The organism is [Clostridium] saccharolyticum WM1, assembly GCF_000144625.1.
Classification (GTDB): Bacteria; Bacillota; Clostridia; order Lachnospirales; family Lachnospiraceae; genus Lacrimispora; species Lacrimispora saccharolytica.
The window spans coordinates 4,161,530-4,176,673 of sequence record NC_014376.1; the positions used below are offsets into that span (position 1 = coordinate 4,161,530).

14 protein-coding genes and 1 pseudogene are annotated in these 15,144 nt (G+C 44.3%); 5 read left to right on the forward strand and 10 right to left on the reverse strand.

What is annotated here, in order from left to right; genetic code table 11:
- The first annotated feature begins 222 nt into the window (after positions 1 to 222).
- Positions 223 to 1,230, forward strand: coding sequence for a LacI family DNA-binding transcriptional regulator (locus tag CLOSA_RS19305; RefSeq protein ID WP_013274410.1), 1,008 nt, complete (start codon positions 223 to 225; stop codon positions 1,228 to 1,230).
- Between the two features lie 58 nt (positions 1,231 to 1,288).
- On the opposite strand, the gene leuA is transcribed toward CLOSA_RS19305, so the two are convergent.
- The 6 genes from leuA to srtB all read right to left on the reverse strand — a co-directional run bounded on the left by leuA (position 1,289) and on the right by srtB (position 8,193).
- Positions 1,289 to 2,956, reverse strand: a complete 1,668-nt coding sequence (gene leuA / locus CLOSA_RS19310; protein ID WP_013274411.1) for a 2-isopropylmalate synthase — start codon at positions 2,954 to 2,956, stop codon at positions 1,289 to 1,291.
- Positions 2,957 to 3,275: 319 nt separating this feature from the next.
- Entirely contained in the window at positions 3,276 to 4,433 is a 1,158-nt protein-coding gene (locus CLOSA_RS19315) for a toxic anion resistance protein (RefSeq protein ID WP_013274412.1), read from the reverse strand.
- Positions 4,426 to 5,745 carry a 5-bromo-4-chloroindolyl phosphate hydrolysis family protein gene (locus CLOSA_RS19320; protein WP_013274413.1) on the reverse strand — a complete coding sequence of 440 codons (1,320 nt, stop codon included), beginning with the start codon at positions 5,743 to 5,745 and terminating at the stop codon, positions 4,426 to 4,428. The genes CLOSA_RS19315 and CLOSA_RS19320 overlap by 8 nt, the downstream gene beginning before the upstream one ends.
- 162 nt (positions 5,746 to 5,907) lie before the next feature.
- The gene (glmM, locus tag CLOSA_RS19325; RefSeq protein ID WP_013274414.1) at positions 5,908 to 7,263 is read right to left on the reverse strand and encodes a phosphoglucosamine mutase; all 1,356 of its coding nucleotides are present in this window, start codon (positions 7,261 to 7,263) and stop codon (positions 5,908 to 5,910) included.
- A gap of 15 nt (positions 7,264 to 7,278) precedes the next feature.
- A complete protein-coding gene (locus CLOSA_RS23430; RefSeq protein WP_013274415.1) occupies positions 7,279 to 7,413 on the reverse strand; it encodes a hypothetical protein in 135 nt (44 codons plus the stop codon).
- 24 nt (positions 7,414 to 7,437) lie between these two features.
- Positions 7,438 to 8,193, reverse strand: coding sequence for a class B sortase (gene srtB, locus CLOSA_RS19330; protein ID WP_013274416.1), 756 nt, complete (start codon positions 8,191 to 8,193; stop codon positions 7,438 to 7,440).
- A gap of 145 nt (positions 8,194 to 8,338) precedes the next feature.
- On the opposite strand from srtB, the gene CLOSA_RS19335 reads away from it, so the two are divergent.
- Both CLOSA_RS19335 and CLOSA_RS19340 read left to right on the forward strand, forming a co-directional pair.
- Positions 8,339 to 9,538: a BTAD domain-containing putative transcriptional regulator gene (locus CLOSA_RS19335; protein ID WP_013274417.1), complete on the forward strand. Its 1,200-nt coding sequence runs from the start codon at positions 8,339 to 8,341 to the stop codon at positions 9,536 to 9,538.
- Between the two features lie 49 nt (positions 9,539 to 9,587).
- Positions 9,588 to 10,061 (forward strand): methylglyoxal synthase, encoded by a 474-nt coding sequence (locus tag CLOSA_RS19340; protein ID WP_013274418.1) that lies wholly within the window; start codon positions 9,588 to 9,590, stop codon positions 10,059 to 10,061.
- Between the two features lie 76 nt (positions 10,062 to 10,137).
- Here the strand turns inward: CLOSA_RS19340 and CLOSA_RS19345 are convergent, their stop codons facing one another.
- The 4 genes and pseudogenes from CLOSA_RS19345 to CLOSA_RS19360 form a co-directional block, all read right to left on the reverse strand.
- Positions 10,138 to 10,668 (reverse strand): HD domain-containing protein, encoded by a 531-nt coding sequence (locus tag CLOSA_RS19345; protein ID WP_013274419.1) that lies wholly within the window; start codon positions 10,666 to 10,668, stop codon positions 10,138 to 10,140.
- Positions 10,669 to 10,992: 324 nt separating this feature from the next.
- Complete coding sequence (locus tag CLOSA_RS19350; protein ID WP_013274420.1) at positions 10,993 to 12,321, reverse strand: Ig-like domain-containing protein; 1,329 nt, start codon at positions 12,319 to 12,321, stop codon at positions 10,993 to 10,995.
- Between the two features lie 461 nt (positions 12,322 to 12,782).
- A pseudogene (locus CLOSA_RS22760) lies at positions 12,783 to 12,973 on the reverse strand (transposase); the annotation flags it as partial.
- 281 nt (positions 12,974 to 13,254) lie between these two features.
- Entirely contained in the window at positions 13,255 to 13,956 is a 702-nt protein-coding gene (locus CLOSA_RS19360) for a hypothetical protein (RefSeq protein WP_157669041.1), read from the reverse strand.
- A gap of 43 nt (positions 13,957 to 13,999) precedes the next feature.
- On the opposite strand from CLOSA_RS19360, the gene CLOSA_RS22765 reads away from it, so the two are divergent.
- Together CLOSA_RS22765 and CLOSA_RS19365 are read left to right on the forward strand one after the other, a co-directional pair.
- Entirely contained in the window at positions 14,000 to 14,155 is a 156-nt protein-coding gene (locus tag CLOSA_RS22765; RefSeq protein WP_013274422.1) for a hypothetical protein, read from the forward strand.
- A 200-nt stretch (positions 14,156 to 14,355) separates the two neighbouring features.
- A complete protein-coding gene (locus CLOSA_RS19365) occupies positions 14,356 to 15,066 on the forward strand; it encodes a hypothetical protein (protein WP_013274423.1) in 711 nt (236 codons plus the stop codon).
- The last annotated feature ends 78 nt before the right edge of the window (positions 15,067 to 15,144 follow it).

The window sequence follows — 15,144 nt, forward strand, 5'->3', positions numbered from 1 at the left end:
AAGGTGATTTTAACATTTCCTCGCATTGTTTTCAATGTTTTGGGCGTTATTAATAGTTTTTCCATGTAATACCCATATTTTACAGTAATAATATAAACATTCTGCACAACCCTCTCTTATCTTTTCAGAAAACTTTTCATAATATTGAAAACAAATTGTTTACAAGAATCCTTTCCCGTGTTATAAACTAAGGAATACAACCAAACAAAGGGAGAACAGGGAATGAAACAGGAAAAAATTACAATAGAAGAAATTGCCAGACAGGCAGGGGTTTCGCCGGCTACGGTCTCCCGTGTGCAAAACCACAGGGAGCTGGTCAAGGCAGATACCGTCAAACGGGTGGAAAGCACCATGGCCGCCCTTGGATATGCTTTCGAATCCACCGCCCTGCCATCCATTGAAGAACAGCCGCTGATTGTTTTAAATATTCCGGGGATTGAGAATGTGTTCTATCAGGAGGTCATTAAGGGGGCCAGAGTTTCTGCAAAGGCTCACGGCTGCCACCTTCTCATCAATGAATCCCCCTTAGACCGGGGGTCTATCCGAAACTTCTGCAACCTGCTCCACCGGGTCAATGCCGCCGGTTCCATCCTGTTAAACCGGGCATCGGAAGAACAGCTAAAGCAGATACGGGCTATTACTCCTCTGGTGCAATGCTGCGAATACAACGAGGACGCCTCCGGATTCCCTTATGTCAGCATTGATGACTTTTCCGCAGCAGAAGCTGCAACCGGATACTTATGCAACTGCGGCTGCAATAAGATTGCCCTGATCAACGGCCCTTTAAGCTTTAAGTATGCGGTAAAGCGCCAGGAGGGATACTTAAGCGCTCTGAAAAAAGCGGAAATCTCCGTACCTCAAAACTGGATCATACAGCTTCCGGAGATCAACTACCAGATGGCCTACGCTGCCATCTGCCGTCTGTTAAACAGCGAGCCCAGACCCAACGCCTTCTTTGTTGCCTCTGATATTTTTGCTGCCGCCGTCATCCGGGCTGCAATGCGCTTTAAGCTTAATGTGCCAAAGGATATTATGGTGGTGGGCTTTGATAACATTGAATTTTCCACAATGACCTGCCCTTCCATTACAACGGTCAACCAGCCCCGGCTGCAGCTTGGGTATACCGCCTGCGAAATGCTTCTGGAAATGATGGAAAACCCCTTCAGCTCTCCAAAATCACTGATCCTGGATGCAGAGCTGGTGATCCGGGAATCCACTGCAAAGATCTGATATGCAATTTACGTAAAAATACAAAAAGGCCAGCCTTTATAAAGGCTGGCTCTGTTATTTATGAATAGAATAACCGGTTGACCGCACTGAAGATTCCGCGAATGGATGCCCTTGTGATGTTGGAACTGATTCCCACGCCATAGGTTGCCTTCCCAGTCTTCACATCCAACAGGTGGATATAGGAAGCTGCCTGCGCTCCGGAACCGGAAGCAAGTGCATGCTCGTAGTAGTCCAGAACCCGGATCTCGATTCCAAGTTCTCTTTCCAGGCCTTTCTGCACCGCGTCGATGGGTCCGTTTCCTACGCCCTCGAAAATCTTTTCTATACCGTGATCCGTATAGCGTACTTTGGCAAGGGTGGAGAATTCCACATCATCCTCTGCCTCTGTGATCTGGCATTTGCGGAAATGTATGGGTTCCTTTTTATCCGTGTAGCTGCTTTTAAATTCATCAAGGATCTGCTCCGGAGCGACCTCACCCTGCTTTTCGGAAATCCTCTGGATCACGTCTGCAAATTCCTTGTGCATGCCCTTAGGAAGCTTGAAACCGTAGAAGGTATCCATGACAAAGGCTACGCCGCCCTTGCCGGACTGGCTGTTGATCCGCACAATCGGCTCATACTGCCTGCCGATGTCTGACGGATCGATGGGTAAGTATGGCACCTCCCAGTAGGAATTCTTCCGGTCACGCATGGCCTGCATGCCCTTGTTGATGGCATCCTGATGAGAGCCAGAAAATGCGGTAAATACAAGCTTTCCGGCATATGGATGTCTTGGTTCCACTTCCATCTTGGTACAGCGCTCATATACGTCAACGATCTCACGGATATTTTCAATGTGAAGCTTTGGATTGATCCCCTGAGAGAACATATTATATGCCACCGTTAAAAGGTCCACATTACCGGTCCTCTCTCCGTTTCCTAAAAGCGTGCCTTCCACACGGTCCGCTCCTGCTAACAGGGCGAGCTCCGTGGCTGCAATGCCGGTTCCCCGGTCATTATGGGGGTGAACGCTTAAAATAATGGCGTCACGGTTCTTGAAATGGGAGTTCATCCATTCGATCTGATCCGCATAAACATTGGGAGTCGTCATCTCCACGGTGGAAGGAAGGTTAATGATGATCTTCTTATCCGGCGTTGCCCCCCAGGCTTCCTGGACAGCAGAACAAATTTCCAGGGCAAATTCCAGCTCTGTTCCAGTAAAGCTTTCGGGAGAATATTCAAGAGTCAGTTCTCCGTCAAAGCCCTGCATATACTGCTTCACCCATTCCGTACCATCAACGGCGATCTCCTTGATCTCATCCATTCCCTTATTGAAAACCACATCCCTCTGGAGGGTTGAAGTGGAGTTGTAAATATGTACAATCGCCTTCTTAACTCCCTGGAGAGCTTCAAAAGTCCTTTTGATCAAATGCTCCCTGCACTGAACCAGAACCTGAATGACCACGTCATCCGGAATCAGCTTTCGCTCCACCAGCTGCCTTAAGAAATCATATTCAATCTGGGAAGCTGCAGGAAAACCTACCTCGATCTCCTTAAATCCCAGCTTGATGAGAAGATCAAACATCTCAATCTTCTCTTCCACAACCATAGGCTCCGTAAGGGCCTGGTTCCCATCTCTTAAGTCAACGCTGCACCAGATCGGTGCCTTCTTAATCTCATTGCACGGCCATTGTCTCTCCGGATAACTGACTACCGGTACTCTTTTATATCTTTGATAATTCAACATGTTTTATCTCCTCCATCATCTTTCATCGCTGCCCTGTCCGGCAGTCTGCCGGAATTCATCCCTGAATAGGACAAATCGTTCACGTTCTGCCTCATGGTAATCCTTACAGGCTTTGGAGTCGATAAATCACGCTGTATTTCTTGACAATGAACAACGTGGTTTTTATAGGTCTAACCCCATCTTTCATCATTCCTTTGCATTATAATCACAAACCGCGCTCTGACAGTGTGTCACGGTAAAGTGTTATGTTATTATAGCACGACTAAAAAAGACTTACAACAGGAAAATTATTTTTCTGCTGCAAGTCTTTTTAACCGGTCTATCTGCTTAGTTCCAAAAGCTTAGACTTTAATTCGCCTTCCATCCGGCTTAATTCTGCCTCTGCTTCCCGGCGCTTATGTCTGCCTTCTGCCTGGATACGTACCACTTCATCCAGGGTGGTTATAAGGGATTCATTGGTCTTCTTAAGGGTCTCCATGTCCACGATTCCCCGTTCTGATTCCTTTGCCGTCTGAATGGTTGCGGTTTTTAGTACCTCTGCATTTTTCTTCAAAAGCTCGTTGGTCATATCCGTCACTTCGCGCTGGGCCTTTGCAGCCTGCTCGGAATGGTTGATCCCAATGGCAAGAACCATCTGGCTCTTCCAGAGCGGAATGGTGTTTACCAGGGTGGATTGTATCTTTTCCGTCATCATGGTATCGTTGTTCTGGACCAGACGGATCTGGGGAGCCATCTGAATGGAGATCATACGGGTAAGCTCCAGGTCATGAAGCTTCTTTTCAAAACGGTTCAGCATGGCGGATAAGTCATTGGCAGCCTGTGCATCCTCCGGAAGTCCGCTTTTTGCCGCCCGGTCTAAAAGCGCCGGCAGCTCCTCCTGCTGTACCCGGGCAAGCTTCCTTTTTCCCGCCAGGATATACATGGTCAGCTCTTTAAAATAGGTGGTATTTAAATCATACATTTTATCAAGAAGGGCTATGTCCTTTAAAAGCTGGATCTGATGGTTCTGAAGGACCTTGCAGATTTGGTTTACATTGGTTTCCGCCTTGGCGTACTTGGCTTTCATCCCCTCCACCCGGTTTACGCTTTTTTTGAAAAAACCGAAAAGGCCCTTTTCTTCCTCTTCCGCCTCAAAGCTTTTAAGCTCCACCACTACTTCTGTTAAAATCTGGCCCACTTCTCCCAGATCCTTGGACTTTACGTTATCAAGTGCAGCTTCTGAAAAGTCGGCAATCTTTTTTTGGGCGCCTGCTCCATACTGAAGAATCAGATTGGAGTCCCTTAAATCGATTTTTTCCGAGAAATCGGCTACCATCTTCTCTTCTTCCGGGGTTAAGTCGGCCCCAGGCACTTCCTCTGCCTCTTTTAAAGAGCTTTCTGTATGGACAACCTGGGGTTCCTCCATGTTGCCCGCCTCAAGAGGTGCCAGAGTCAGTCCCGGCGCTTCCTTAAGCATCTCTTCAATATCCTTACTCATTCTTCATTCCTCCTGTAAAATCACTTTCCGCCCATCCATCCTTTTTTAACATGGTTTGGATTACCGAAGCGTCTGTGGAAACATCCAAGGCGGCATCCTGGTAAAGATCATCAAGAAGCCGCTCAAAGGCCTGGTTTATGGTATCAAGGGTTCTCTCAATCTCCGCCTTGGCAGAAGAAATATTGGCTCCCTGGGTTCCCACGCTGTCAAAATCCCGGTATGCATTTACCAGCTTCACGGTTGTGGGAAGGTAATACTCCATAAAACGTTCCATCTCCTGCATCCGCCGGGGATGTCTGGAAACGGATTCAAAAATCCTGCGGATCACATGTTCAAGGCTGTAAATCTTCTGGGAAATCACCTCGCCTGGAATGGCGTCGTTGGCCTCTCTTAATATCCTTAAATAATTCTGGCCTTCGGCCATCATCTGTTTCATCTCATCGGAAGAAGAATCTTCTCCTGTGTTTTCACTTGCCTCTTCCAGTTCTCTTTCCTTAAGGGCCTTCTGGCATTCCAGATACTGCTTGTAGGTGGCTTCGCTTAAGATCAGGCAGGTTTTCTGCTCATCCAGATAAGCCTGTTTAAAAATCCCAAGCTTTATCATCTTCTGCACGTCCTTTAATACAAAATCACGGGATCTTCCGATGCTTCCCGCCAGCTCCTCAATGCTGCAGTACATCCTTTTGCCCGACTGCTTTGCATAGATCCTGGCCCTTTTTAACCGGTCCCTGATGGAAACGCCGGTGCGGAGCATAAAGCCTGAGGCACCGCCTAAAAGAAGCAGGAACAGGGTAGAACCTGCCACTGCCCAAAGAACAGGCTTCACCACCAGCGCCACGATCCAGACAACAAAAAGCAGCAGCAGGATCAGGCCGATGCCGATGCTGCCAAATACCGTATACAGGATCCCTGATACACGGCCTGCCTGGTTTAGCTGCACCAGTTCTCCCTGGTCATCTCCATTTTTTCTGCGGACATCCCGGCTGGTTTGAAACGCCCGGTAGCCCGGCCCGTTTTCGCCATCTCCCCCCTGGGCCGTATCTCCTCCCCATTGGGTTTTCCGGCAGGTCACCGTTCTCTCTGTTCTCTCTGTTCTTTCCGTTCGTTCTCTTCTATGGCTGGAAAAGCTTCCCGGCGGCGGGTTCTTACCAAACTCTGCCCCCTTCATCAGTTGGCTCCTGGCTTCCTCCAGCGCAGAATTAACCGTATTGGATATGGTTACGTTCAACTGGTTAAAATCCATGGAATCAATGGCATTCTGCACCGAATCCCTGATCTGGTCTCCTAAATTTGAAAATTCTCTATTATCCATATTTCCTGGTCTCCCAAAATCATTTTGTCACAGTTCAGACCTTAATCATATCACGAAATGTCCTGATTTACAATTACGCATACCTGCAAAAAAATAGAAAGCAACCAAAACCGGAAGCCGTTGCCGGATCTTTGGATCACTTTCTATTCTTTTGGCAAATTTCTAGGAAAGCAGATGGCCGTTTTCTCTCATTACTTCTATCACCTGATCCACATATTTTTCACAGGTTTCCATATCAGCGGCCTCTACCATTACCCGTACAACCGGCTCCGTGCCGGACTGGCGCAGAAGGATTCTTCCGCTGTCACCCAGGCTTTCTGCCACCTTTTCCACTTCTGCTTTCACTGCCTCATCCTCCTGGGCCGCGGTCTTATCGTGGACGAGAACATTTTTAAGCACCTGGGGATAGATCTCAAGGTCGGATACCAGTTTTCCAAGGCTCTCCTTTTTTTCCAAAATCACTTCCATCACCTTTAAGGAGGTTAGGATTCCGTCACCCGTGGTGGCATGCTTGCTGAAAATAATATGGCCGGACTGTTCCCCGCCCAGGCAGTTACCGTTAGCCACCATATTTTCATATACATATTTATCGCCTACCGCTGTTTTCTCATATTCAATGCCTTCCCGCTCAAAGGCCTTGTACAGGCCGAAGTTGGACATGATGGTGGTCACCACCTTATTATTCTTAAGGGTGCCCTGTTCCTTCATGTACTTGCCGCAAATGTACAGGATGGCATCTCCATCCACCTCTTCTCCGTTCTCGTCCACAGCAATGCACCGGTCCGCATCCCCGTCATAGGCAAAGCCCACATCGGCTCCCACCTCTTTTACAAATTTCTTAAGCTGCCCGATATGGGTGGAGCCGCAGCCTGTATTGATGTTTAAACCGTTTGGCTCATTGCTGATCACATGGGTCTCAGCTCCCAGTGCGTCAAATACATTCTTGGCAATGGCGGAAGCGCTGCCGTTGGAACAGTCCAAAGCCACCTTTTTGTTCTTAAAGGATCTGGTTGCAATGGAGATCAGATAGCCGATATAGCGGTTTCTTCCTGCTGCAAAATCTACGGTACGGCCGATCTTGTCGCGCCTTGCCAAGGGCAGTTCTCCCATTTCCCCATCCAGGTATTTCTCTATTTCAGTTATCACACTTTCTTCCAGCTTCTCGCCCTTTTCATTGATAACCTTGATCCCATTGTCATAATAAGGATTATGGCTGGCGGAAATCATGATCCCGCAGGAAAACCCTTCGGTGCGCACCACATAGGAAACGCTGGGGGTTGTGGTAACGTGAAGTAAGTATACGTCAGCACCTGATGCGGTTAAGCCGGCCACAAGGGAATATTCAAACATATAGCTGCTGCGCCTTGTGTCTTTTCCTATGACGACCCTGCATACTTCCTCCGGATTCTTCTGTCCATAGTACCAGCCTAAAAACCGTCCCACCTTAAAAGCATCCTCTACCGTCAGGGTCACATTGGCTTCTCCCCGGAAACCGTCAGTTCCAAAATATTTTCCCATGATCATATCTCCTTTTCACTCGTCTGCTGATTTTACAAAATAATTTCTCTTATCAGAAACCGCTTTTCTGATTTCTGATAAAAGGCATTGCTTTTTACCGCTGTCCATCCGATTATTGGAATATAATTTTATTTCAATAATATGTACCATGCATAAAACCCCCTAATTATCCAATTAAGGCACTTCATAAGCGTATAGAATGGTTCTTGCATCATTGAACTCGTAGCTGCAGGTTACAAAAGACCATAACTGTTTCACCGGTTCCTCCGGCTTTTGCTGAAACTTGCCTCCCTTTGTCATCTCCTCCACATATGCCTGAAAATTTTCCTCTGTTTCAAATACGGTTTTCCTTCGAATACCAGAAGCATCCGTATAAAGGGCAGTCAATGGACGTAAATGGTACTCCCTCATGGGCGTGTAAATTAAAATTTCCTGATGTTCCTTAAAAAAAGCCTCATCCTTGTATTTTATGATGTCCTTAAACATGGTACCGTTTTTCATGTGATGCCCGTATATAATATTATGCCTTCCGGAAAAATCAGGTTCACTTTCATAATCAAGGTAAATAGCTCCCGCCACGCTTTTCTTTCCTTCAAAATCAGTATCCAGATAAGTTTCATTGTTATCCGTCTGTACAATGGGATAATCAATGGCCGTGCCTTCTATCCGGATCCAGCCCACAATGTCCGGATTGATTTTTCTCAGTTTTTCAAAATCAATGGGGGAAACATAGGCAGCACTTGTTTCCGACTCCGTGGTTTCGGCCTCCGTTTCTGGGGCCGTAGTTTCCCTTGCAAGCTCAGCAAGACTTTCATACTGCTGTTCTGCACGATTTCTGGTTTGAAAATCAGAATAGAGCATACCTGCGCCGGCAGCCATAAAAATTAAGGCCAGAATAAGAACGCCATAGGCCAGTTTTTTATTCTTCATGCTTACTCCCGCTTTCTTAATTGTTTTTAACCTCTCTAAGTATATAATATTTTTGTAAAAATCTCAATCTTTTATAAGCAGTGCTAGACTTTTCCACTTTTTTTCTATATACTTAAGGATAGAAAATGTTATTATGGAGACATCTATGAAAAATCAAGAATCTATCATTCACGTAAATATGCTGGGAGGATTCTCCATATCCATGGGGGACAGGACGATCGTAGACCAGAACAATCAGGCAAAAAAGCCCTGGAGCCTTTTAGAATATCTTATTACATTCCGAGGCAGGGATATTCCGGTAGAGGAATTAATTGACCTGTTTTGGAAGGATGAAGCCAGCAATAACCCGGCAGGAGCCTTAAAGACTTTAATGTTCCGGGTCCGCAAACTTTTAGAGCCGCTGGAATATCCTACACAGGAGCTGGTTTTCCAGAACCGTAAGGCTTACGGCTGGACAAAGGATCTTATAACAATCTGTGATACCGACCAATTTGAAGGCCTGTGTATTCAATCCGAAGCCCCAGACCTTACCGGGGATGCACGTTTGTCTATTTGCCTGGAGGCCTTTGCCCTGTATAAAGGGAACTTTCTCCCAAAATCCGAGTGGGAATCTTGGGTCGTGCCTATCCATACCTATTATCACTCCCTCTATCAAAAGCTGATCCAGAAAACTTTGCTCCTTTTAGAGGAAAGAAAAGATTTTCCTACCATCATTGATGTATGCCAGCAGGCCATTGCCATTGATCCCTACAGCGAGGATGCTCATTATTATCTGATCTATTCCCTGTACCAAAGCGGAAACCAGCTTATGGCCATGGAGCATTACCATCATGTGACTGACATGTTCTATAATGAATTTGCCATCACGCCATCCATTCGGTTTAAAGACCTGTACAAGCTCATCAGTGATAAAAAGCATGGAATCACCATGGATTTAAGCACCATACAGGAGATCCTTTCAGAGGGCGGCATGAACAGCGGTGCTTTTTGCTGTGAACCATCTGTGTTCCGGGACATTTACCAGTTAGAGACAAGGGCCATTGAACGTACCGGGGATTCCATCTTCCTGTGCCTTTTAACCATCAGCAATCTAAAAGGAGAACTGCTGAAACCTGCGGTCCAGACACGGGCCATGGACGAGCTTGGGGATTCCATCCGCAAATCTCTTCGGAGAGGAGATATCTTCAGCCGTTACAGCGTAAGCCAGTACCTGATGCTTCTGCCCACAGCCACATATGAAAACGGCGAAATGGTCTTAAAGCGGATTATTCAGAATTTTAAAAAAGAGTACTCGAGAAAAGATCTTTCCATTACGTATTCCTTGCAAAGTATTATACCAAACTAAGATTAGATTCCAGAGCTACATACAGGAGCAAGCTTACAGGAGGAACAGAATGCTTACAGATGATTTTATCACACTTACACTGGAAAAGAAAAAAAGTATTGCGCTGATCGCTCATGATAACGAAAAGCACGCACTGATCGAATGGTGCAAGGAGCATAAGGATGCCCTTGAAAAACATACGCTCTGCGGTACCGGGACTACTGCCCGCATGATCACGGATCAGACAGGCCTTCCCGTAAAGGGTTATAACAGCGGACCGCTGGGAGGTGACCAGCAGATCGGCGCAAAGATCGTAGAAGGAAGGATCGATCTGGTGATCTTCTTCTCCGACCCGCTTACCGCCCAGCCTCATGATCCGGATGTGAAGGCACTTTTACGCATTGCCCAGGTTTACGATATTCCCATCGCAAACACCAGGGCAACCGCTGACTTTATCATTACCTCTCCACTGATGGATGAGATCTACGAGCATCAGATCATTAATTTTCATAAAAACATTTCTGACCGGGCAAAGTCCCTGTAAGAAAGCTTTTTTTGAAATAACAGGAGGCAGGGCTTATCTATACACAAGCCCTGCCTCTTTCTTTGTTTCCCATATTCTATTCAAAAACCTTTTCACACAATTTAACATATTCCTGATATGCCGGGAATTCCTCAAGTCCTGTCAAACGTTTTGCAACTCCCTTATAATACCATGCGTGTTCCGACTTATTCTTCTCGTTAAAACGCTGCCAAAGGTCATCTCCCATCAGATAATAATCCCTGGCCGTTGCCCGCAGATTGCTCAGCTTGTCCGCTAAAACAAGGATCTTGCTCTCTCTTGAGGCCTGTTCCAAATGTTCAAGCGTCGCAGATTTGCGTTCCTTCCAGCACTTTGTTTTATCTTCTGTTTCTTCCATAACCAGTTCAGCCACCCGGGATCCGAATTCTTCCTTAAGCTCTGCCTCTGTAACCCCCGTATCTTCCACTACGTCGTGAAGAAGGGCAGCACATATCATCTCTTCATCCGTAACCATCAATGCTACAATGACTGCCGTCTCCAGGGGATGGACGATATAGGGAATCTTCGTCCCCTTCCGAAAGGTCCCTTCATGGGACTTGATTGCAAAGGCAACAGCTTTCTCGACCATACTGAATCTCCTTTTGTTCGTTCTCAGAAAAATAACCGTTCGGTCAGCCAGAGGCAACTCGAACTTCATTAATATATTAACACAAATTATTACGATTTAATAGAACTTATTTTGCCCCGCTCATAACACCGTGACTATCAGTTTAAAATCACGGTATTTTAGGCTTTCCGCTTCCCTGACTATCACTGTACAAAAGCAGTCAAAGACAAGTGTTATGCAGTCAAATGCAATCAAAAAAATATGATTTTTTTGTAAAAAGCGGGTCCGTAATACCGGATACCCGCCTTAAACCACTACTATAACTAACAGAGAAACTTTATAAAACTACTCTCTTACTCTAACATATACCTTGCTAATAATATTTCCATCTTCACCTTTCGCAGTTATTAAGGCTAACCCTTTACTTAGTGCTGTAACCTTCCCTTTACTGGAAACATCAGCTATTGATGAGTCCATCGAAGTCCATGTAACTTTAACAGTATCGGTTAAATCATCAATCGTTAATCTGCTGGATTGTCCTACTTTTAAGTCGACTGCCAATCTGTAATCGTTTGCGTCCTCTACAACTAATACATTAATATTCTCAGTATACATACCGTCTACACTCGTAACTGTTATGACTGTATTTCCTGGTGCTAAAGCTGTTACAACTCCATTTCCATTTATAGCAGCTACTGTATTATTTGAAGATGTCCAGGCCATTTCTGTATTTACCCCTAAATTGTCGTCTACACTTAATTGGAGTTTTTCATCAACTTCTAATACTACCTTTAAAATATTTTTTACTTCTAAACCCTTTCTTCCCCACGCAAATGGGCCACCATATACACCTATATGAGCAACTGATCCGTCGGGATTCGTTCCTACCCCTGCATTTCCCCAGCCAGTACTCGTTATATTATATTCAGCATCAGTGGTAACATTATATAAACAATTAGATTTAGTTCCAATAGCTGGATCCATATCCTGAGTTGTTGACGCGCAATTAATTGAACTTCCTTTAAGAGGAGTTATACGGTATAATTTCCCAGATGATCCTACAAATAAAGAGTTTTCCACTTTAACAGTAGCCCCATCTCTAACAACCCCATTCCACCCCCCATATCCTTGTGTAAAAACACAATTGTAATACTCATTAATCCAGTCATCAGCACCCAGGCAATAATAATCTTGTATAATACTTTTAAATACCAATCCATAAAAATTTATTTTGATCCGTGCTGCAGGAGAATTTTCCACTACAATCCATTCACCAATATTTGTAAATTCTACCTTTCCCATTGTTTCAGCCAGCAAAGATATTTTCATATTATTATAATTTTTATTTAAGTTTTCATAAGTACCTTTAAAAAGTTCAGCTACATCATATGTGCCGTCTTTAATTATAATAGCTCCGCCTTCTCTACAATTAACACTCATGTAATCAAAGCCTTTTACAACTGTTTTAAAAGGTTTAATCTTACTTCCATCGCCCACAGTATCATCACCATTAGATCCATCTACATAAATTATTTCTTTAAATTCCAATACCGTATTATTAATCTTATATCTTTTATTATTTGTTTCAGCATAAGCAGGAATCTGCCTTAAAAACATTATACCAATAATAAAACAAATAACCATTGCTAATTTTATCAATGAATTTTTTTTCATACTATGTACCTCTAAAATTTATCTTATGTAATTACCTTTGTTATAAATTTACTAAATCAATAAATGATACGGTAGAAAAGAAAACTACCTAAAAATCATAATCTTTTTATATAATATTCTGTTAGTTCCGTTGTTTTATTTATTATTTTAGAATACTTGAATATATTATTACTCTACAGTTTTTATATCAACCACTTTTAACCATATATTTGTAGTTACTCCACTAGCCTCAAATACTGCAGTACGCCATCATGATGCGGCGTGGGCATCAACGACTCCGTTGACTTACCTTCCTGATCCAGATAATATCACTTGCAGCAGATGCCTGCAGGCCCTAAACCATGGCACCATCCGCACCCAGGTAATACCAGCTACCTTTGTACTGATATCATGCGTATATGGGCTTATAGCTTAAAGGTAAACAGATAGTAAGCTTTTAACATTTAAATTCGATAGTGTCAAATACCATCTTCGACCTTCTTAGCTGCCGAAGTTAATTTCATCTCGCGAAGTTTATCAGCTACTTATTTGGTCTTTTCCTTTGCAGATGTTTTGCACTCTTGAGCATGAATAGCCTTCAGCAAATAGAGACTTCTTTAATCTTAATACGAGGAGTGGCTGAGAATATATTCCGGTAGAAATGAACGGTACATCCCGCAGATTGCTCAGCTTGTCCGCTAAAACAAGGATCTTGCTCTCTCTTGAGGCCTGTTCCAAATGTTCAAGCGTCGCAGATTTGCGTTCCTTCCAGCACTTTGTTTTATCTTCTGTTTCTTCCATAACCAGTTCAGACACCCGGGCAAAGACAACAGCTTTCACGACCATACTTTTAAAGCCCTTCATAAAATCATGAAATAAGCTGAAAACCAAGACCGGAAGATTGTGAAAAGCGGCGCCGGAATCTTACGGATACCCGTATCGATAGATCAGACTTTATTGTTTTATCAAATCTCCGTCCTCTTCTCCCTGCAGCAATATTTCTTCAACGGTATCATCATTCACGTCGGAAATTGACTCCTGGATATCCTCTAACTTAGAACCAACCTGACTGGAAACGCTTTGGGAACGTCCGAAAAGCGCAGCGGCCTTTTGGGATTTTGCTTCTATGTTTCCATTGCCGGAGCGGATCTCCGACTTTAAAACCTTGACAGCCCCGTCCAAATGCCCCTTTTCCTGATAGATCGCTTTCACCTGCTCCTGCTCCACAGAGAGCGCGCTGATTCCGTTTAACTGTTGAAGCTGGGCTTCTTCTTTCGTCTTAGGTTTATCATAAATTTTTCCATCAGAGCTTTCGCTTTCCGACTCCTCCATTTGTTTTGCTTGAAGTTCCGCAATCTGGCTGTCAATTTCGTCCATTTGTTTTTGATACTCTTTCAGCTGGGAGGCGATATCAATTCCGGTTTCAGCGGCGGAATCCATCATAGTCTGCTTTTGTTCCCTTAAGAGATCTTTTTGCTTCATTAACAGCTCTATCATACTCTGCTTTTTCCCAATCGGAGAAATGGTTACTTTATCCTCATTCTCCTTCTCTTTCTTTTTTCCATACAGAACTTCCTCCTGTTTTGCAACCGTACGGTTAATAGCATTAATATTCAAGGCTGGCATCGGCCCATTCAGTTTTCCAATATACATCATGTATCCCCCATTTCTTTGTTCTATATAAAGTATCGGAAGGAAAATGGAAAATATAAGGATGGGTCCTTGCGAAGATGGCAAGATCGTAGAGAAACACAATAATATTCCTGGTTTTGAAGAACATGTTGTTCCTATTTACTGCAGATATGAGCTTAACACCAGTTATGGGGTACGCTGCCGGAATTTAAGCGAAAAATAAGCTGCATCATAGAATAAATCCTTTTTTCCTGGGTGAAGCGGCAGCTTCGGCCGATATCCTGCAGGTTCCAAACACGCATAAATAGGACATTTTGTAAGAATAAATTAAATTATTACGATTTGATAGATCATCTTGTAAGATCACTCTTTTTCTGATATGCTTATAGGCGTAAAAACCATCAGGAGGAAAAGGGAATCAGTATGAACCAGTATAACAATCAAATCAGACCAAACCGCAGGAACGCACGCTCCGGCAACAGGCACGATGCCGGGAAAAGCGGTTTTCTAACGGTCCTTCTGTTTTATGTGCTTCCTTTCATCGTCATCAATGGACTGATCTTTTTTCTGGTGACATCCAAGCCAAAGGGCCAGGTTGCCATCAGCGAAAGCAGCGATTATATTTCCACGGCCATGGAGCTTAAGATCAACTCCCTGCTTCCTGTAACAAATATAGAGGTCGCTTTGAACGGCTCTCCGGTTGAACTGAGAAAAATAGGACTTAAGACCTATACCGCAATCCTTACAACCAACGGCGTGCTTGAAGTTAAGCTTACAGCCTTTAACAAAATGAAGGCTGCTTTATATGAACAGGTCGATGTTTTGGATGACGCTCCACCCACCGTTAAGGACAATGTATTTGAAGACGGAGTTCTTACCTTCCGTTTGGAGGACAGCCAGTCAGGCGTGGATTTTTCTTCCATTTCCGGCTGTGATGAGGACCATCCGGAGATACTTCCCTTGTCCATTGACCGGAGCACCGGACTCGTTTCCTTTGCTCTTAAAAAAGAAAACCTGACCATAAAGGCAAAGGACAAGATCGGCAATGAGCTTCATGTAACCTTTACTCCCCAGGGAGAAAGCATTGACGAAGATGCACAACCCCCTGCGGAAGATGCTGATACGGAATCTTAAGCTCTTTTGCAGGATAAGTAAATAGGAAAAATACATAGAAAGTGCAGTTCCATATCCTGGAACCGCACTTTCTTTCCA